17 protein-coding genes are annotated in these 18,494 nt (G+C 60.8%); 12 read left to right on the forward strand and 5 right to left on the reverse strand.

The genetic code is table 11. The features are described from left to right. Window positions 1–42: 42 nt before the first annotated feature. Window positions 43–207, reverse strand: coding sequence for a hypothetical protein (locus EL18_RS18070; protein ID WP_200875517.1), 165 nt, complete (start codon window positions 205–207; stop codon window positions 43–45). Window positions 208–484: 277 nt separating this feature from the next. Here EL18_RS18070 and rimP point away from each other — a divergent pair, with 277 nt between their 5' ends. From rimP to EL18_RS11525, 10 genes are all read left to right on the forward strand, one after another. Then, window positions 485–1,108 (forward strand): ribosome maturation factor RimP, encoded by a 624-nt coding sequence (rimP, locus tag EL18_RS11480; protein WP_036483115.1) that lies wholly within the window; start codon window positions 485–487, stop codon window positions 1,106–1,108. A gap of 49 nt (window positions 1,109–1,157) precedes the next feature. Beyond that, the gene (gene nusA / locus EL18_RS11485) at window positions 1,158–2,795 is read left to right on the forward strand and encodes a transcription termination factor NusA (protein ID WP_036483118.1); all 1,638 of its coding nucleotides are present in this window, start codon (window positions 1,158–1,160) and stop codon (window positions 2,793–2,795) included. 38 nt (window positions 2,796–2,833) lie between these two features. Next, the gene (locus EL18_RS11490; RefSeq protein WP_036483121.1) at window positions 2,834–3,469 is read left to right on the forward strand and encodes an RNA-binding protein; all 636 of its coding nucleotides are present in this window, start codon (window positions 2,834–2,836) and stop codon (window positions 3,467–3,469) included. Next, a complete protein-coding gene (infB, locus tag EL18_RS11495) occupies window positions 3,466–6,060 on the forward strand; it encodes a translation initiation factor IF-2 (RefSeq protein ID WP_036483125.1) in 2,595 nt (864 codons plus the stop codon). The genes EL18_RS11490 and infB overlap by 4 nt, the downstream gene beginning before the upstream one ends. Before the next feature lie 158 nt (window positions 6,061–6,218). Further along, window positions 6,219–6,626 carry a 30S ribosome-binding factor RbfA gene (gene rbfA / locus EL18_RS11500; protein ID WP_036484652.1) on the forward strand — a complete coding sequence of 136 codons (408 nt, stop codon included), beginning with the start codon at window positions 6,219–6,221 and terminating at the stop codon, window positions 6,624–6,626. Continuing rightward, on the forward strand, window positions 6,626–7,564 hold the full coding sequence (truB, locus tag EL18_RS11505; protein WP_036483128.1) for a tRNA pseudouridine(55) synthase TruB: 939 nt from the start codon (window positions 6,626–6,628) through the stop codon (window positions 7,562–7,564). Before rbfA ends, truB begins: the two co-directional genes overlap by 1 nt. Before the next feature lie 97 nt (window positions 7,565–7,661). Further along, window positions 7,662–9,380, forward strand: a complete 1,719-nt coding sequence (locus tag EL18_RS11510) for a sensor histidine kinase (protein WP_244444558.1) — start codon at window positions 7,662–7,664, stop codon at window positions 9,378–9,380. 27 nt (window positions 9,381–9,407) lie between these two features. Further along, window positions 9,408–9,782 carry a 30S ribosomal protein S15 gene (gene rpsO / locus EL18_RS11515; RefSeq protein WP_081871165.1) on the forward strand — a complete coding sequence of 125 codons (375 nt, stop codon included), beginning with the start codon at window positions 9,408–9,410 and terminating at the stop codon, window positions 9,780–9,782. 267 nt (window positions 9,783–10,049) lie between these two features. After that, window positions 10,050–12,197, forward strand: coding sequence for a polyribonucleotide nucleotidyltransferase (gene pnp / locus EL18_RS11520; protein WP_036483137.1), 2,148 nt, complete (start codon window positions 10,050–10,052; stop codon window positions 12,195–12,197). A 116-nt stretch (window positions 12,198–12,313) separates the two neighbouring features. Then, on the forward strand, window positions 12,314–13,315 hold the full coding sequence (locus tag EL18_RS11525) for a class I SAM-dependent methyltransferase (protein ID WP_036483140.1): 1,002 nt from the start codon (window positions 12,314–12,316) through the stop codon (window positions 13,313–13,315). A gap of 52 nt (window positions 13,316–13,367) precedes the next feature. On the opposite strand, the gene fabI is transcribed toward EL18_RS11525, so the two are convergent. The 3 genes from fabI to fabA are packed head-to-tail and all read right to left on the reverse strand — an operon-like array spanning window position 13,368 to window position 15,986. Continuing rightward, window positions 13,368–14,201: an enoyl-ACP reductase FabI gene (gene fabI / locus EL18_RS11530; protein ID WP_036483142.1), complete on the reverse strand. Its 834-nt coding sequence runs from the start codon at window positions 14,199–14,201 to the stop codon at window positions 13,368–13,370. Between the two features lie 6 nt (window positions 14,202–14,207). Beyond that, window positions 14,208–15,428 carry a beta-ketoacyl-ACP synthase I gene (gene fabB / locus EL18_RS11535; protein ID WP_036483145.1) on the reverse strand — a complete coding sequence of 407 codons (1,221 nt, stop codon included), beginning with the start codon at window positions 15,426–15,428 and terminating at the stop codon, window positions 14,208–14,210. 42 nt (window positions 15,429–15,470) lie between these two features. Beyond that, window positions 15,471–15,986, reverse strand: coding sequence for a 3-hydroxyacyl-[acyl-carrier-protein] dehydratase FabA (gene fabA, locus EL18_RS11540; RefSeq protein ID WP_036484655.1), 516 nt, complete (start codon window positions 15,984–15,986; stop codon window positions 15,471–15,473). A 257-nt stretch (window positions 15,987–16,243) separates the two neighbouring features. Here fabA and irrA point away from each other — a divergent pair, with 257 nt between their 5' ends. Beyond that, a complete protein-coding gene (gene irrA, locus EL18_RS11545; protein ID WP_036484658.1) occupies window positions 16,244–16,660 on the forward strand; it encodes an iron response transcriptional regulator IrrA in 417 nt (138 codons plus the stop codon). A gap of 64 nt (window positions 16,661–16,724) precedes the next feature. Here irrA and EL18_RS11550 read toward each other — a convergent pair whose 3' ends face one another. Then, window positions 16,725–17,279, reverse strand: a complete 555-nt coding sequence (locus tag EL18_RS11550) for an SH3 domain-containing protein (RefSeq protein ID WP_036483149.1) — start codon at window positions 17,277–17,279, stop codon at window positions 16,725–16,727. Window positions 17,280–17,491: 212 nt separating this feature from the next. On the opposite strand from EL18_RS11550, the gene EL18_RS11555 reads away from it, so the two are divergent. Then, the gene (locus EL18_RS11555; RefSeq protein WP_036483153.1) at window positions 17,492–18,493 is read left to right on the forward strand and encodes a 2-hydroxyacid dehydrogenase; all 1,002 of its coding nucleotides are present in this window, start codon (window positions 17,492–17,494) and stop codon (window positions 18,491–18,493) included. Window position 18,494 lies beyond the last annotated feature (1 nt).

Below are 18,494 nucleotides of genomic sequence, written 5' to 3' on the forward strand. Positions count from 1 at the left end.
CTCAAGTTCGGTGCCCCCCGCCCTTGAGCCGAATACGACCGCTTAGTAGCGGTTGATCTGGCGAAACTGGTCCGGATCGATACCGAGACGGCTCAGATCGGAGCTGCGGGCAGGACGACGGTCACGGACAGCTGCCGAAACGGCCATTGCGCTGCCGACGAGATCGAAAAATCCACCGATACCAGAGAGTACCTTACGGGTGCGCATGGGTCTTCCTTCCAAGATTTGTGCGATGCAACATAAATAGGCGCTGCAAGGCGTTTGCGGAACAGACAATGCTGCAAGCCACCCATGCGTTTGGTGCAATGCACAATGGAAAGCAATGACAATTTGCACCCTTCGGGCATCCCGCTTGAATTGCGCAGCCGGAAAGGGTATACAGGCCTCAAATTCTTGGTCTGCATGGCGAAGAGTGGGTCCGACCGGTCCCGCTCTTTTTTGTTACCGGCAGGCCGCACACGCAAGTTCAGGGCCGGTACCGCATATGATCAACAAGCCAGTCGAAGACGATCGCATCATCAAGGAGACGGGAACCGATGCCCGTGTCGCAGGCATCGTTCTTCCCGTGCTGCAGGCAATGAACTACCGGCTGGTGCGGGTGAAGCTGTCCACGCAGGATGAGCTGACACTGCAGATCATGGCCGAACGACCCGATGGATCCATGACGGTTGATGACTGCGAGGAAGTCAGCCGCGCGATCTCGCCGGTTCTCGACGTCGAGGACCCGATCGACAGCGCCTACCAGCTGGAAATCTCGTCACCTGGAATTGACCGCCCGCTGGTCCGCGTTTCCGACTTCGAAGCGGCCATCGGCCACGAAGCGCGTATCGAGACCGATATCCTCGTCGCCAATCGCAAGCGTTTCCGCGGTCCCATCGTGGCATGTGACGGCGAGAAGGTGACGATCGAGAACGAGAAGGCCGGCGAAGGCGAGGAAGCCCGCGTTGAGATCCCGTTCGACACGATCGCGGAAGCCAAGCTGATGCTGACAGACGCTCTCATCAAGGAAGCGCTGAAGCAGGACAAGGAAGATCGCCGCCGGCGCAAGAAAGAGCGCCGCCGCGGCACGGACAATGATGCAGCCGGGACGGCTGAAGACGACAACTGAGTTTTGCGCCGGCTGAAGTCCGGCGGATACAAGCCCCAGGGAGACAGACATGGCAGTCAGTGCAAACAGGCTGGAGCTCTTGCAGATCGCCGACGCCGTGGCGCGCGAGAAGTCCATCGACAAGAAGATCGTGATCGCGGCCATGGCCGACGCGATCCAGAAGGCCGCGCGCTCGCGCTATGGTCAGGAGACCAATATTCGCGCCGACATCAATCCGCAGACCGGTGAGATGAAGCTGCAGCGCCTGATGGAAGTGGTCGAGACGGTCGAGGAACCGGCCCGCGAGATCGCTCTCAAGGATGCGCGCACCCGCAATCCGGACGCGCAGCCCGGCGACTTCCTCGCCGAGCAGCTTCCGCCCATGGATTTTGGCCGCATCGCGGCACAGTCGGCAAAGCAGGTCATCGTCCAGAAGGTGCGCGAAGCCGAGCGCGACCGTCAGTATGACGAATACAAGGACCGCATTGGCGAGATCGTCAACGGCACGGTCAAGCGCGTCGAATATGGCAATGTGATCGTCGATCTGGGTCGCGGTGAAGCGATCATTCGTCGCGATGAACTGATCCCGCGCGAAATCTTCAAATATGGCGACCGCGTTCGCGCCTATGTCTACGATGTTCGCCGCGAACAGCGTGGCCCGCAGATCTTCCTGTCGCGAACGCATCCGCAGTTCATGGCGAAGCTGTTCACCATGGAAGTGCCGGAAATCTATGACGGCATCATCGAGATCCGCTCGGTTGCCCGTGATCCGGGTTCGCGCGCCAAGATCGCAGTGATCAGCCACGATTCGTCCATTGACCCGGTCGGCGCCTGCGTAGGCATGCGCGGCAGCCGCGTCCAGGCGGTCGTCGGCGAGTTGCAGGGCGAGAAGATCGACATCATTCCGTGGAACGAGAATGCCGCGTCCTTCATCGTCAACGCGCTGCAGCCTGCAGAAGTCGCCAAGGTTGTTCTGGACGAGGATGCCGAGCGCATCGAGGTTGTCGTGCCCGACGATCAGCTTTCGCTGGCCATCGGCCGCCGCGGCCAGAATGTGCGCCTTGCCTCGCAGCTGACGGGCTGGGACATTGACATTCTGACGGAAGAGGAAGAATCCTCCCGCCGCCAGAAGGAGTTCACCGAGCGCTCCGGCCTCTTCATGGAAGCGCTCAATGTCGACGAGATGGTCGGTCAGGTGCTTGCTTCGGAAGGCTTCACCAGCGTCGAGGAACTGGCCTATGTCGATGCCGACGAAATTTCGTCCATCGACGGCTTCGACGAGGACACGGCCGTCGAGCTACAGACCCGTGCGCGCGAATATCTCGAACGTATCGAGGCCGAGCATGATGCCAAGCGCAGGGAACTGGGCGTCGAAGACGAACTGCGTGAGATCCCGGGCGTCACCACCGCGATGATGGTGGCCTTCGGCGAAGACGATGTGAAGACCATCGAGGACTTCGCCGGCTACGCTGTCGATGACCTTGTTGGCTGGAAGGAGCGCAAGGACGGAGAGACGACCTTCAATGAAGGTGTTCTCTCTTCATTCGATGTCAGCCGCGCGGAAGCCGAACAGATGGTTGTTGCCGCACGCCTTCGCATGGGCTGGATCACGGAAGAGGATCTCGCTTCTGACGAAGAGGAAGTTGAGGCTGAAGGCGAAGACGTTGAGGCAACCGAAGCCCCTGCTGCAGATTCTGCGGAAGGCTGAGGTGAAACAGTTTCGGAAGACAGGTCTTGCAGAACGCAATGAACGACCGCACATGTATTGTGACCCGGCAGAGCGACACGCCCGAGCGGCTTCTTCGCTTTGTCGAGGGGCCTGACGGCACGGTTGTTCCCGATCTCAAGCGTAATCTTCCGGGCCGCGGCTGCTGGGTGACACCGCGCCGCGATATTGTCGAGAAGGCAGTCGCGAAGAATCTTTTCGCACGGGGCCTGAAAGCGCCCGTGAAAGCGCCTTCAGACCTCGCCGAACAGGTCGATCGGCTATATGCTGCATCTGCTCTTGGTACGCTTGGCCTTGCGCGCAAGGCCGGTGCCGTGGCATTGGGTGCGGCGAAAGTGGAAGCATCGGTCAGAAGCGGCAAGGCCGCTGGCGTCTTGCACGCGATCGAAGCTTCTCCGGATGGCATCCGCAAGATTGCGGCTGCAAGAAAATCAGTCGCCCATCTCGGTGGGCCGCAGGTTCCTGCGATCAGGCTCTTTTCCGAACAGGAAATGAGTTTGGCAATGGGGGCCACAAATGTGATACATGCAGCCGTGCTCGGTCAGGGACCGGGAGAGGCTGCACTTAAGCGCATCACTGCATTGGCGGCTTACAGGGGTATCGAACCCGAGCCGGCTTTGCCGGGCGCGGCGGGCGCCATAGAGGATACGGAATGACGGATACGAAATCTGGTGACGACAAGACGCTGAGCGTCAATGCTAAGAAGACGCTGACGCTGAAACGGCCCGGCTCCGACCAGGGTACCGTGCGTCAGAATTTTTCGCATGGGCGCACCAAGGCTGTCGTCGTCGAGACGAAGAAGCGGAAATTCACGCGGCCCGATGAGCGCAGCGAAGCGCCGGCAGCGCCCGCGGCACCGAAGCCCCAGGCTGCAAAGCCTGCGCGTCCGGCTCCTGCTGCGCGTCCGGCTACACCCCAGCGCCCACGGCCACAGCAGCCACAGCGCTCCGGCGTTGTGCTGAACGAGCTTTCCCGCGACGAGATGGAAGCCCGCCGCCGCGCGCTCCAGGACTCCAAGGTTCGTGAAGCCGAAGAGCGCAAGCGCGCCGAGGAAGATGCCAAGCGCCGCGCGGTCGAGGAAGAGCAGCGCCGCAAGGAGCGTGAGGAATCCGCACGCCGTCAGGCAGAGGAAGAAGCTCGTCTGAAGGCGGAAGCCGAAGCCCGTGCCAAGGCCGAGGAAGAGGCACGCAAGCGTGCTCCGGAGCCTGAGCCGCAGCAGGCTCAGCCAACGCCGCCACCGGCAGATGATGATGATGATCGCAAGGGCCGCAGTGCAGGCCACGCGCCAAAGCGCGGCGCACCGGTCAAGCCGGAAGTTCCAACCCGTCCGGCTCCCAAGCCGAAAGGCGCCGATCAGCGCCGTCGCGGCAAGTTGACGCTGAACTCCGCGCTTTCGGATGACGATTCCCGCGGACGTTCGCTGTCGTCCATGCGCCGCCGGCAGGAGAAGTTCCGCCGGGCGCAGTCGCAGGAGCCGCGCGAGAAGATCGCTCGCGAAGTCGTTCTGCCAGAGACGATCACCATTCAGGAGCTTGCCCAGCGCATGGCCGAGCGTGCCGTGGATGTCGTGAAATACTTCATGAAGCAGGGCCAGATGATGAAGCCCGGCGACGTGATTGACGCGGATACGGCAGAGCTGGTCGCGGTCGAGTTCGGACACACGGTCAAGCGCGTCTCGGAATCCGATGTCGAGGAAGGTCTCTTCGACATTCAGGACAACCCGGACGATCTGAAGCCGCGTCCGCCGGTCGTGACGATCATGGGTCACGTCGACCACGGCAAGACCTCGTTGCTGGACTCCATCCGCAAGGCCAATGTGGTCTCTGGTGAGGCTGGCGGCATCACGCAGCATATCGGTGCTTATCAGGTGGAGCAGGATGGCCAGACCATCACCTTCATCGATACGCCCGGCCACGCGGCCTTCACCGCCATGCGTGCCCGTGGTGCGCAGGCGACGGATATCGCGATCCTGGTTGTTGCGGCCGATGACAGCGTCATGCCGCAGACAATCGAGTCCATCAATCACGCCAAGGCTGCGGGCGTGCCGATCATTGTTGCCATCAACAAGATCGACAAGCCCGAAGCCAATGCCCAGAAGGTCCGCACCGAACTCCTCCAGCACGAGGTTTTCGTGGAATCCATGGGTGGTGAGGTTCAGGATGTCGAGGTTTCCGCCATCAAGGGCACCAATCTCGACGCGCTTCTCGAAGCCATCATCCTTCAGGCCGAAATTCTCGAACTGAAGGCCAATCCGGACCGCACCGCGGAAGGCGTTGTCGTCGAAGCCAAGCTCGACAAGGGTCGTGGCTCGGTTGCCACGGTGCTCGTTCAGGCCGGCACGCTCAAGACCGGTGACATCATCGTCGCCGGTAACGAGTGGGGCCGTGTGCGTGCGCTGGTCAACGAGCGGGGCCAGCAGCTCAAGGAAGCCGGTCCTTCAACGCCGGTCGAGATCCTTGGTCTTCAGGGCACGCCGCAGGCTGGTGATCGCTTCGCTGTCGTGGAGAACGAGGCCCAGGCACGCGAGATCTCCGAGTACCGCCAGCGTGTGGCTCGCGAAAAGGCTGTTGCCCGCCAGGCCGGCCAGCGCGGCTCGCTCGAACAGATGATGTCGCAGCTCCAGACCTCGGGTCTGAAAGAGTTCCCGCTCATCATTAAGGGCGATGTGCAGGGTTCGATCGAAGCCATCGTTGCAGCACTCGACAAGCTTGGCACCGACGAGGTGCGTGCACGTGTCGTCCATTCGGGCGCAGGTGCCATCACCGAGAGCGACATCTCGCTTGCCGAGACTTCGGAAGCGGCCATCATCGGCTTCAATGTCCGTGCCAACAAGCAGGCCCGCGATGCGGCCGAACAGTCGGGCATCGAGATCAGGTACTACAACATCATCTATGACCTGATCGACGACATCAAAGCCGCCATGTCCGGCCTGCTTTCGCCGGAACGCCGCGAGACCTTCCTTGGCAATGCCGAGATCCTCGAGGTCTTCAACATCACGAAGGTCGGCAAGGTTGCCGGTTGCCGCGTGACCGAAGGCAAGGTCGAGCGTGGTGCAGGCGTACGCCTCATCCGCGACAACGTGGTCATCCACGAGGGCAAGCTGAAGACGCTCAAGCGCTTCAAGGACGAAGTGTCCGAGGTTTCGGGCGGTCAGGAATGCGGTATGGCCTTCGAGAACTACGAAGACATCCGCGCCGGGGACGTCATCGAAGCGTTCCGCGTGGAACACGTTCAGCGCACGCTCTGATCGGCTGATATTTGCGCCGGGTGGGTTCATCCGGCGTCCAATGCAGACTTGGCCGCAAGGCATGAAAAGGCGGGAAGAAATTCCCGCCTTCTGCAGATTGTGCAGCCTTGTCTGCGACGCTACTTGCACGAAAAACACAGGTTCAGGACCAGCTGACCATGCCCTCCTCCGCACCATCACAGCGCCAGCTGCGCGTCGGCGAACAGGCCCGACATGCACTCTCGGAAATGCTCCAGCGCGGCGAGATACTCGATCCTGCCATCGAGAATACCGTCATTTCGGTTTCCGAAGTCCGCATGTCACCGGATCTGAAGATCGCAACCGCCTATGTTGCTCCGCTCGGGCAGCAGGATGGCAAGGCTGTCGTTGATGCGCTCAACCGCAATGCCCGCTTCATTCGCGGTCGTGTCACCCCTGCCCTGCGGCAAATGAAATACATGCCGGAATTCCGTTTCCGGCTCGATACAAGCTTTGACAATTTCTCCAAGATCGACCGCCTGTTGCGCTCGCCGGAAGTGGCGCGCGACCTGGACGACGATGACAATGATGAGGGTCGGTCGGACTGATGGCGCGACGCGGTAAGAAAAAGGGCCGGCCGATTTCCGGTTGGATAGTGCTCGACAAGCCGGTGAAATACGGCTCCACCGATGCTGTCTCCAAGGTCAAGTGGCTGTTCCAGGCGCAGAAGGCCGGCCATGCCGGTACGCTTGATCCGCTTGCTTCGGGAATGCTGCCCATCGCGCTTGGCGAGGCTACCAAGACCGTGCCGTTCGTCATGGAAGGCGCCAAGGTCTACCGCTTCACCGTCGCGTGGGGTGAGGAGCGGACCACCGACGATCTTGAAGGTCCCGTGGTGAAGACCTCCGACAAGCGCCCGAGCGTGGAAGAGATCGAGGCCGTTCTGCCGAAATATACCGGCCTCGTCATGCAGGTCCCGCCACAGTTTTCTGCCGTGAAGATCGGCGGCGAGCGCGCCTATGACCTTGCTCGCGAGGGCGAGGAAGTCGAGATTGCTGCGCGGGAAGTCGAGATTGGCCGCCTTGAGCTCATCAAGGCTGAGCCTGACCGCGCGGAATTCGAGATCGACTGCGGCAAGGGCACCTATGTGCGCTCGCTTGCCCGTGATATCGGGCGCGACCTTGGCTGCTATGGCCATATTGCCGAGCTGCGCCGGACGGAAGTCTACCCGTTTGAGCCTGCGCAGATGGTTTCGCTTGAAACCCTCATCGAAGCCGAAGAGGCCGCGGAAGACGAGAATGCGCGTTTCGAGGCCATCGACCCCTATGTCATGGACACGGCTGCGGCCCTTGGCGGCCTGCCGGAGATCCAGCTTAGCGACGACGCTGCCCACCGTATTCGCATGGGTAATCCCGTTATCGTTCGTGGGCGCGATGCCCCGGTCGAAGCGCCGGAAGCCTGGGCCAGCGCACGCGGGAAGCTTATTGCCATCGGCCTCGTGGAAGCGGGAATGTTCAAGCCGAAGCGGGTCTTTGCCGAAGGATGAACCCGCTGATGCGCTCACATACTGAAAGATGCTTGCAACCCATCGGCAAGTTTAGCATTCAGTTGGATATGGCGACGCGGTGATCAGCAGGGGCGACGTGAAGACAAACAGTATGGGCCCCGAAAAGAACACGGGTGAAAAAGGCCGGTTTTGGTCGCTCGGCGGTCCAAAGCCAATCGGCATTTTCCTGTTCTTGCTGATTATCGTCACCATCATCCCCGCAATCGCCATCTCCACCGTTTTGCTCCATCGCAACGACATGGCGCAGCGCGAGGTGGTCAACACGCTTGCGGAAGCCATGGCCGGCTCCATCGCAGAGGCCGTCGACCGCGAGCTGTCGGGCATGATGACGACGCTGCGTGTGCTTTCCACTTCGCCGGCATTGGCGGAAGAAGATTACGAGGATTTCTACGAACGTGCGCGTTCCGCACTCGCGGGGACCGGCACCTATCTCATTCTCTTGAACCCGGAAATGGGTCAGATCATCAACACCCGCGTCCCGTACGGCACCGAACTAGGCCCTACTTCGCACCCGCAAAGCGCGAGGGAGGCATTGGAGAACCGTACCGGCACGATTTCCGGCGCCTTTTTCGGCAAGACCTCGGGCAAGTGGGTCTTCAATGTCGTGCTGCCCTACATTCCCGAACAAGGGAGGGAGGAGAAGGTCCTCATCATGACGCGTGATGCGGAGTCTCTGGCCGATTCTCTCTCACAGCAGATGTTGCGGGGCGGCTGGAATGCGTCCCTGGTGGACGCCGACGGCATCGTTCTTGCCTCTTCCTTCATGACCTCGAATATCGGCCAACCGTTTTTCCTCGAATTGCCGCCGGACAGTGGCGCGCCGATGACCGTTTTTCCCCGTGAGGGAAACGAGGTCACGTCCCACGTCGCCATCGTGGACGAATCCAACTATTCGGGCTGGCGCGTGGTGGTCTGGGCCTCGACCGCAACGATAGAGGAGCCGGTGCGGCAATCCCTGCGCATGCTCTTCATCGCGAATTTCGTCACGATCGCCATCGGCTTTGGCGCGGCGTGGCTTCTGGGCCGCCAGATCGCCGGCCCGGTGCGCAAGCTAGCGCGCGATGCAAGACGCCTTGGCACCGGCGAACCGGTTGAAGCGGTCGCCTACCCGATTGCGGAAGTCGCGACCGTTTCGACGGCACTTGCCGAAGCCGCGCGCGACCGCAAGAAGGCCGAGAACGATATTCGTCTGTTGATGCGGGAGGTGGCGCACCGCTCCAAGAACCAGCTCACGGTCGTATCTTCGATGGCCAAGCAGACGGCGCGCAGTGCGCGCACCCTCAAGGGCTTTCAGGACGCTTTCCAGAAGCGTCTGTTCGGGCTTGCCCGCTCTACCGACCTGCTCATTGCAGGCGGCGCGGCGGGCGTAGAGCTGCGCGAGCTGCTCCTGGCGCAGATCGAGCCATTCCGCCCGGTAAACGAGAAGCAGCTTTCCGTCTCAGGCCCTGCGTTCCGCCTCAGCAATCAGGCTGCCCAAACCATAGGCCTGGCCGCGCATGAACTTTCCACGAATGCTTCGAAATACGGAGCCTTCGCTTCTCCCGAAGGCAAGCTCTCACTATCCTGGACCGTCGATGACGAGTATCTGACGATCAACTGGAGGGAACAGGGGCTTTCACTGCGTCGCAGGCCCACGAGGCGCGGTTTCGGGACGGAGATCATCGAGCGCATGGTGGGCGGTACGCTGGATGCCGAAATCACCCGAAATTTCCATAGCACGGGTCTCGAATGCATCTTCAAGATCCCGCTGGAGCGGGTGCGCGCGGAAAGAACCGCGGGTGTCGGCCCCTTTTAACTGGCAATTTCAGGCATAATCGCTTATATGCGCGGCATCGTGGAGGCAGACCTCCTGCGATTGAATGGCCCTTGCTGGACGACATCCCGGCTATGGGCGACGACCAACTCCTCCCATCAGAAAGGAAACACGATGTCGATTACTGCCGAGCGCAAGCAGGAACTGCTCAAGGAATACGCTACCGCTGAGGGCGATACCGGTTCTCCGGAAGTCCAGGTTGCGATCCTTACAGAGCGCATTGTGAACCTGACCGAGCACTTCAAGGACCACAAGAAGGACAACCACTCCCGTCGTGGCCTCCTGAAGCTCGTCTCGCAGCGCCGCCGTCTTCTTGACTATGTCAAGAACAAGGACGAGCAGCGCTATCGTACGCTGATCGAGCGTCTCGGTCTGCGTCGCTAAAGGATGCTGCTGGCGGCTTTCCTTCAGGAGAGCCGCCAGCGCCCCTACCTCGCTTCATGCGGGGCAACCCGCCTTGCCGGATATGGTGTCCGCCAGGGCTTGACCGGACAGGTCATGGGGCAGGATTGCCGGATGCTTGTGCCGCCAGACGGGCGGCATTTTCTTCAAGCTTCCCGTTGTCTTGCCCGTGGCTCGTTCGAAACGGAAGCAACTGGCCTGATGACCCCGCAGATGCTGCGCGGGTGCAGAAGGCATTAAGGACAAGACATGTTCGAACATCATAAAGTTGAGATCGAGTGGGCAGGCCGCCCGCTGACGCTGGAAACGGGCAAGGTTGCACGTCAGGCAGACGGTGCAGTGATCGCCACCTATGGCGAGACGGTCGTTCTGGCCACTGTCGTTTCGCAGAAGGAGCCGAAGGCTGGCTTCGACTTCTTCCCGCTGACCGTCAACTACCAGGAAAAGACCTTCGCTGCCGGCAAGATCCCTGGCGGCTATTTCAAGCGTGAGGGTCGTCCGAGCGAGAAGGAAACGCTGGTTTCCCGCCTCATCGACCGCCCGATCCGCCCGCTCTTCGTCGAAGGCTACAAGAACGACACGCAGGTTGTCGCAACCGTATTGCAGCACGATCTGGAAAATGATCCGGACGTGGTGGCCATGGTTGCCGTTTCCGCAGCGCTTACGCTTTCCGGCGTTCCCTTCATGGGTCCGATCGGTGCGGCGCGCGTCGGCTACATCAATGGCGACTATGTCATCAATCCGCATATCGACGAGATGGAAGAGACCAAGCTCGACCTCGTCGTTGCCGGTACGCAGGACGCCGTTCTCATGGTGGAATCGGAAGCTCAGGAGCTTCCCGAAGACGTCATGCTCGGTGCGGTCATGGCCGGCCACAAGGCATTCCAGCCAGTGATCGACGCCGTTATTAAGCTGGCTGAAGTTGCCGCCAAGGAGCCGCGGGAGTTCCTCCCGGCCGATCTTTCCGAGCTTGAAGGCGAGATGCTGAAGGTCGTCGAAAACGATCTGCGCGAAGCCTACAAGATCACCGACAAGCAGGACCGCTACGCAGCCGTCGACGCGGTCAAGGCAAAGGTCAAGGAAACCTTCCTCCCCGAGGGCGAGGAAGAGCAGAAGTGGTCGTCCGAGCAAATCGGCACCGTCTTCAAGGCACTGCAGGCGAAGATCGTTCGCTGGAACATTCTCGACACCGGCACGCGCATTGACGGTCGCGATCTGAAAACCGTTCGCCCGATCGTTTCGGAAGTTGGCGTCCTGCCGCGCACCCACGGTTCGGCCGTCTTCACCCGTGGTGAGACCCAGGCACTCGTGGTTGCCACGCTTGGTACGGGTGAAGATGAGCAGTTCATCGACTCGCTCACCGGCACCTACAAGGAAAGCTTCCTGCTGCACTACAACTTCCCGCCCTACTCGGTCGGTGAGACGGGCCGCATGGGTTCGCCGGGCCGCCGCGAAATCGGCCATGGCAAGCTTGCATGGCGCGCCATCCATCCGATGCTGCCGGCGGCGGACCAGTTCCCCTACACGATCCGCGTCGTCTCCGAGATCACTGAGTCCAACGGCTCGTCCTCCATGGCAACCGTCTGCGGCACCTCGCTTGCCCTGATGGATGCAGGTGTACCGCTGACCAAGCCGGTCGCCGGTATCGCCATGGGTCTCATCAAGGAAGATGACCGTTACGCTGTCCTTTCCGACATTCTCGGCGACGAGGACCACCTCGGCGACATGGACTTCAAGGTGGCCGGTACGGATGAGGGCATCACCTCGTTGCAGATGGACATCAAGATCCAGGGCATCACCGAAGAGATCATGCAGGTCGCTCTCGACCAGGCCAAAGGCGGTCGTCTGCACATCCTCGACGAGATGTCCAAGGCCATTTCGGAAAGCCGTGGCGAGCTCGGAGAGTTCGCTCCGCGCATCGAGGTCATGCAGATCCCGACCGACAAGATCCGCGACGTGATCGGCACCGGCGGCAAGGTGATCCGCGAGATCGTCGAAAAGACCGGCGCCAAGATCAATATCGAGGATGACGGCACGGTGAAGATCGCTTCTTCCAACGGCAAGGAAATCGAAGCCGCGAAGAAGTGGATCCATTCCATCACAGCTGAGCCGGAAGTCGGCGAGATCTACGAAGGCACGGTCGTGAAGACCGCCGACTTCGGTGCATTCGTCAACTTCTTCGGTCCCCGCGATGGTCTGGTGCACATCTCCCAGCTCGCTCCCGAGCGCGTGCAGAAGACCACCGACGTCGTGAAGGAAGGCCAGAAGGTCTATGTCAAGCTCATGGGCTTCGACGAGCGCGGCAAGGTTCGCCTCTCCATGAAGGTCGTAGACCAGGAGACCGGCAAGGAACTCGAGAAAGAGAAGAAGGAAAACAAGGAAGACGCCGAAGGCTGATCCTTTCCTTCTGACCGAAGATCACGGGCGTGGCCAAGGCTGCGCCCGTTTTCGTATCCGATCCATTCTCTACGCTGCGGTGCCTTGCACCGCACCGCCCTTTCGAGGAAAGCCTCATGAGCGATACACCGCTGCCCACCCTTCACTTCCCCTTCGAACGCGACCTTCTGGACGCGCCGGAAGGACGGGTTCTGGTGCTGGGCGCACGGCAGGATTTTCGGCTGCCGGAGGGCTTTTCCGAAGCGCTAGTGGTTCAGGGGTTCCGGCCGGACTTCATCGCACTGGAGCGAGGCGGTTTTGATGTGCGCCCGCTGCCGGAGGGTGAAGACTATCCTTCAGCCCTCATCCTGCTTGGCCGCCACCGCGCCGAAAACGAGCAAATGCTGGCACAGGCTTTGCTGCGCGTGAAGGCCGACGGCCTGATCGTCGCGGCAGGCACGAAAAAGGATGGAGCGGCCAGCATGCGCAAGCGCGTGGAAGGGTTGCTGCCGATCGATGATCACGCATCAAAATTTCATGGCGTGGTTTTCTGGCTGCGCCGCCCGGTCGAGATTTCATCCGAGCTTCTCGACCAGTTCACACCGGCAGAGGAAGCAGCCGACTTCTTCACGGCTGCGGGCGGGTTTTCCGATGATGGGGTGGATCAGGCCTCAGCCCTGCTTGCGGATCACCTGCCGGAAGACATCAAGGGGCCGACCGCCGATTTCGCTGCCGGTTGGGGCTATCTCTCCACGCGCCTTGCCGCGAGGCATCCCGAAATTGCCATCGACCTATATGAGGCGCATCACGCTTCCCTGGAGGCTGCACGTCAAAACATGGAGCGGCATGCACCGCAGACCCAGGCGCGGTTCTTTTGGCACGACCTCGTGCAGGAGCCGGTCGAGGAGCGTTACAATTTCATCATGATGAACCCGCCCTTCCACTCCGGCAGCAAGGCCGTGCCGGACCTTGGCATCAACATGATCGAGGCTGCAGCCAAGGCGCTCAAGAGCGGAGGCCGCCTCTACCTCGTGGCCAATCGTCCCCTGCCCTATGAGGACGCGCTCCAGCGGCTGTTCCGCCAGTCGGGCGAGACCACCCGAGACAACAGTTTCAAGGTGCTCTGGGGCCGCAAATGAAAAAGCCCCGCAACCGGTGCGGGGCTTGATCATTCTCGGATGAGGCGGCGTGTCAGTCGCCAGCCTTTTCCTTCTCTTCGGCAATCTCGCCGGACTGTTTCAGCTCGTCCAGAACCGGCATGGAAACGATGTTGTAGCCGGAGTCCACATAGTGGATTTCGCCGGTTACGCCGGAGGACAGGTCTGACAGAAGGTAAAGCGCCGAGCCGCCGATCTCGTCGATATCCACCGTGCGGCGCAGCGGCGAATTGCGCTGCTGGTAGGTAAACATGTGACGCGCATCGGCAATACCTGCACCGGCAAGCGTGCGCACCGGACCAGCTGAGATGGCATTCACGCGTATATTGCGCGGACCGTAATCGTTGGCGAGATAGCGCACACTGGCTTCAAGCCCTGCCTTGGCAACACCCATGACATTGTAGTTCGGCATGACACGGACCGAACCGGCATAGGTAAGCGTCAGCAGGCTGCCGCCGTCATTCATCATGGCCGCGGCATGGCGTGAGACTTCCGTGAAGGAATAGCAGGAAATCACCATGGTGCGGATGAAGTTTTCCCGCGTGGTGTCCGCGTAAAGACCCTTCAGTTCGTTGCGGTCGGAGAAGCCGATCGCGTGAACGAGGAAGTCGAGCGAGCCCCATTCTTCCTTCAATGTCGAGAACACATTCTCGATGGAGGCGCTGTCTTCCACGTCGCAGGGCAACAGCAGCTTCGATCCTGCCTTTTCTGCCAGGGGCTTCACGCGGCGCCCAAATGCCTCACCCTGATAGGTGAAGGCGAGTTCGGCGCCGTGCTCGGCCAATTTCCTTGCGATACCCCAGGCGATGGAATGGTCATTGGCGACCCCCATGATGAGGCCGCGCTTTCCCTTCATGAAACCTTCCATCGAGCGTCAGTCCTTGTAACGCTGGAAGACCAGCGTGGCATTGGTGCCGCCAAAACCGAAGGAGTTGGACAGGACCGTGTCGATCTTGGCGTTGTCGATACGCTCGCGCACGACCGGCATGCCCTCGAATTCCGGATCATAGTTCTGGATATGGGCACTCTCGCCGATAAAGCCGGCCTGCATCATCAGAAGCGAATAAATCGACTCCTGCACGCCTGCCGCACCCAGCGAGTGGCCGGTGAGCGATTTGGTGGAAGCGATATGCGGCATCTTCTCGCCGAAGACTTCACGGATCGCGCCCATTTCCTTCGAATCGCCAACCGGCGTCGAGGTGCCGTGGGTGTTGATGTAGTCCACATCGCCCTTCACGGTGGACAGCGCCTGCTTCATGCAGCGTACAGCGCCTTCACCCGACGGTGCGACCATGTCGAAGCCGTCGGAGGTTGCGCCATAACCCACCACCTCGGCATAGATCTTCGCGCCGCGCGCCTTGGCGCGCTCAAGCTCTTCGAGCACCACAACGCCCGCACCACCGGCGATGACGAACCCGTCGCGGTCGACGTCATAGGCACGTGAGGCGACTGCCGGTGTGTCGTTGAACTTGGAGGACATGGCGCCCATGGCGTCGAACAGGTTCGACATGGTCCAGTCGAGATCCTCGTGGCCACCGGCAAACATCACGTCCTGCTTGCCCATCTGGATCAGCTCGGCAGCATTGCCGATGCAATGCGCAGAGGTCGAGCATGCCGACGAGATCGAGTAGTTCACGCCGTGGATCTTGAACCAGGTCGCAAGCGTCGCCGAAGCTGTCGAGGACATGGCTTTCGGCACGGCGAACGGCCCGATGCGCTTGGGCGAACCCTTTTCGCGCACGATATCGGCAGCATCCACGATCTGGCGCGTGGAGGGTCCGCCAGAGCCCATCACGATGCCCGTGCGCTCATTGGTGATGTCGTTCTGCTCGAGGCCGGAATCCTTGATCGCCTGCTCCATGGCGACGTGGTTCCAGGCACCGCCCTTGGACAGGAAGCGCATGGCGCGGCGGTCGACGACTTCGCTCGGGTCCAGTGTGGGTGCGCCCCACACCTGGCAGCGGAAGCCGTGCTCGGCGAAATCTTCCGAAAAGGTGATGCCGGACTTGGCATCACGCAGCGACTGCGTCACTTCCTCGGCATTGTTGCCGATGGAGGACACGACACCGAGACCGGTGACAACGACACGTCTCATGTAAATCTCCTTGTGCGGCGCGAAACGGTTGAGGCCTGCGGATCAGGCCTTTTCCTGCTTCGACAGACCAACCTTCAGGTCACTGGCGCGGTGGATGATCTCGCCATCGACCTTGAGCCAGCCATCGGCGATACCAAGCACGAGGCGGCCGCGCATGACGCGCTTGAAGTCGACGCCATATTCGACAAGCTTGTTTTCCGGCGTAACCATGCCCTTGAACTTCACGTCACCGGTGGAGATGGCCATGCCCTTGCCGGGCTCACCCAGCCAGCCAAGGAAGAAGCCCGTCAGCTGCCACATGGCATCAAGACCGAGGCAGCCCGGCATGATCGGATTGCCGGGGAAATGACAGGGGAAGAACCAGAGATCAGGCTTCAGGTCGAGCTCGGCACGCACGCAACCCTTGCCGAATTCGCCACCGGTTTCGCTGATCTGCGTGATGCGGTCGAACATCAGCATGGGCGGGGCGGGAAGCTGTGCATTGCCCGGTCCGAACAACTCACCGCGGCTGCAGGCAAGGAGTTCTTCGTAATTGTAGCTGGATTTCTGTTCTGCCATTGATCCCATCTCGTTACGGCCCGGTTATCGCTCCGGGCGTTTTCAATGTCGGGAATCCTCTATCACAGTCTCTTTTGGAGAGGAAACCGTCGCTGGAGCCTATATAGAGCCCTTTTTTGCATTCGCTGCATCCAAGTTGCGCTATTGATCGGAAGCATTGCGCGGAATATATGTGGTGCAGAAAAAAGGCGTGAAAGCGGTCGTCGTCCAAGACGAGACAGCTAGAAAGCAAAAGGTTTTCTTTGGTCGCTCAAAGTATTGCATATTCCGGCAGCACGGCAGAAGCACGGGTGCGCCAGGCTGGCCTGCGCCCTACGCGTCAACGCGTGGCGCTTGCGGAACTGCTGTTTGCCGATGGTGATCGCCACATCTCCGCCGAGGAACTTCACGAGGAAGCACAGCGTGCGGATGTGCGCGTGTCGCTGGCCACCGTCTACAACACGCTGCACCAGTTCACCGAGGCAGGCATGCTGCGCATCCTGCCGGTGGAAGGGTCAAAGACCTATTTCGACACCAACACCTCCGACCATCACCATTTCTTCGTGGAGGGGGAAAACCGGCTGGTCGATATCGACGAAGGTCCGGTCGCGGTGAGCAACCTGCCCTGCCCGCCCGACGGCATGGAAATCTCCCATGTCGACATCATGGTCAGGCTGCGCCCGAAGAAGCGCTGAGTGCAGTGAAGCAGACAACCATGGAAAAGCCCGGTCCAACGCCGGGCTTCTTGGTTTCCAAGGCCTAGTCTTCTATCGCCTCACCGGGGTAAACACCCCAGATGGAAGCCTGGCGCATCCAGCCCTTGTGGCCGTCGAAGCGCATGCGGCACCATGTGCCGTTGCACAGTTCCACCTCGCCGATGGCACCCGGTTCGATCTGCGCCAAGGTGCGCGCACCTTCCTGCGGATCGGCGAACAATGGCAGATCGGCCTGCTTGCCCTTGAACCAGGGAGCCGCGATCGCGGTGCGTTTGCCCGAAAGCAGCGCCTGGTTGATCCAGCCTTCCGCACCCTCAGCATCGCGCACGCGCCGCCAGTTGTCATATTCCTGAACGATCTCCATCGGCAGGCCGGACTTCACATACATCCAGTCCACCGAATAGTTGCGCCCCGGACCCACGCGCATATTCACGCGGCTCGATTTCAGCGAAACGAATCGCGGCAGCGGTAGACCGCTGGGGCCAAGTTTCACCGCTGAAGTCGTTTCGTTGGATACCTGAGCGTGAGCGGGAGCGGTGATCAGCAACGCTAGTCCCACCGCAACCAGCGAAAGACGAGAAAGCCCCATAAGCGGCATCTGACACTCCTTAACCCCGATACTGAGCTGCGAATGCGTCGGCCGTGACGCCCTGCAGCTTTACGCACCGACGACCACCTGCTTTTTCTTTGTCTTCGCGCACCCTGCTTGGTAGACATCAAGGCGCTTGGCGGACCAGGCGGTGACGGCAAGGTATGAAGTGTCGCCGATCTTGGTTAAAGAGGTCTCAACAGACGCGTTTCGAGGTATTCATGGCAGGCAGCAAGAAGCCCCTTGTCGTCATCACCCGCAAATTGCCCGATCAGGTGGAAACGCGGATGCGTGAGCTGTTCGATGCACGGCTCAATCTCGAAGACCGTCCCATGACCCAGCCGGAGCTGGTGGCCGCGATCCGCGAGGCGGATGTGCTGGTGCCGACCATCACCGATCGCATCGACGCAGCGCTCATCGAGCAGGCGGGCGAAAATCTGCGCCTCATCGCCAATTACGGCAATGGCGTCGACAATATCGATGTTGCCGCGGCGGCTGCTAAAGGCATCACCGTCACCAATACGCCGAATGTCCTGAACGAGGACACCGCAGACATGACCATGGCGCTGATGCTGGCCGTGCCGCGTCGCCTGACGGAAGGCGCCGCAATTCTCACCGATGATGGCAAATGGGCCGGCTGGTCTCCGACCTGGATGCTGGGACGCCGCATCTGGGGCAAGCGGCTTGGCATAGTGGGCATGGGCCGCATCGGCACCGCCGTTGCCCGCCGCGCGAAAGCTTTCGGCCTGTCCATCCACTATCACAACCGCCACCGCGTGGCGCCGATGATCGAGGACGAGCTTGAGGCGACCTATTGGGACAGCCTCGACCAGATGCTTGCGCGGATGGACATCATTTCAGTCAATTGTCCCTCGACACCGGCAACCTTCCACCTGCTGTCAGCACGCAGGCTTGCGCTTCTCCAGCCCAACGCCTTCATCGTGAACACCGCACGCGGGGATATCGTCGATGAAGACGCGCTGATCGCGATGCTGGAAGAGGGCAAGCTCGCCGGTGCCGGTCTCGACGTGTTCGAGCACGAGCCTGCCGTCAACAAGAAGCTCGTGAAGCTTGCAGCGCAGGGCAAGGTTGTCATTCTTCCTCACATGGGCTCGGCCACGATCGAAGGCCGCATCGATATGGGCGAGAAGGTCATCATCAATATCCGCACCCTGTTCGACGGACACCGCCCACCCGATCGCGTGATCCCGCGCAAGGTCTGAG

The sequence above is a fragment of the Nitratireductor basaltis genome (assembly GCF_000733725.1).
GTDB classification, from domain to species: Bacteria; Pseudomonadota; Alphaproteobacteria; order Rhizobiales; family Rhizobiaceae; genus Chelativorans; species Chelativorans basaltis.

Coding starts and splice junctions, on each gene's coding strand:
- EL18_RS18070 (WP_200875517.1), bottom strand. CDS start 207: ATGCGCACCCGTAAGGTACTCTCTGGTATCGGTGGATTTTTCGATCTC.
- rimP (WP_036483115.1), top strand. CDS start 485: ATGATCAACAAGCCAGTCGAAGACGATCGCATCATCAAGGAGACGGGA.
- nusA (WP_036483118.1), top strand. CDS start 1,158: ATGGCAGTCAGTGCAAACAGGCTGGAGCTCTTGCAGATCGCCGACGCC.
- EL18_RS11490 (WP_036483121.1), top strand. CDS start 2,834: ATGAACGACCGCACATGTATTGTGACCCGGCAGAGCGACACGCCCGAG.
- infB (WP_036483125.1), top strand. CDS start 3,466: ATGACGGATACGAAATCTGGTGACGACAAGACGCTGAGCGTCAATGCT.
- rbfA (WP_036484652.1), top strand. CDS start 6,219: ATGCCCTCCTCCGCACCATCACAGCGCCAGCTGCGCGTCGGCGAACAG.
- truB (WP_036483128.1), top strand. CDS start 6,626: ATGGCGCGACGCGGTAAGAAAAAGGGCCGGCCGATTTCCGGTTGGATA.
- rpsO (WP_081871165.1), top strand. CDS start 9,408: ATGCGCGGCATCGTGGAGGCAGACCTCCTGCGATTGAATGGCCCTTGC.
- pnp (WP_036483137.1), top strand. CDS start 10,050: ATGTTCGAACATCATAAAGTTGAGATCGAGTGGGCAGGCCGCCCGCTG.
- EL18_RS11525 (WP_036483140.1), top strand. CDS start 12,314: ATGAGCGATACACCGCTGCCCACCCTTCACTTCCCCTTCGAACGCGAC.
- fabI (WP_036483142.1), bottom strand. CDS start 14,201: ATGGAAGGTTTCATGAAGGGAAAGCGCGGCCTCATCATGGGGGTCGCC.
- fabB (WP_036483145.1), bottom strand. CDS start 15,428: ATGAGACGTGTCGTTGTCACCGGTCTCGGTGTCGTGTCCTCCATCGGC.
- fabA (WP_036484655.1), bottom strand. CDS start 15,986: ATGGCAGAACAGAAATCCAGCTACAATTACGAAGAACTCCTTGCCTGC.
- EL18_RS11550 (WP_036483149.1), bottom strand. CDS start 17,279: ATGCCGCTTATGGGGCTTTCTCGTCTTTCGCTGGTTGCGGTGGGACTA.
- EL18_RS11555 (WP_036483153.1), top strand. CDS start 17,492: ATGGCAGGCAGCAAGAAGCCCCTTGTCGTCATCACCCGCAAATTGCCC.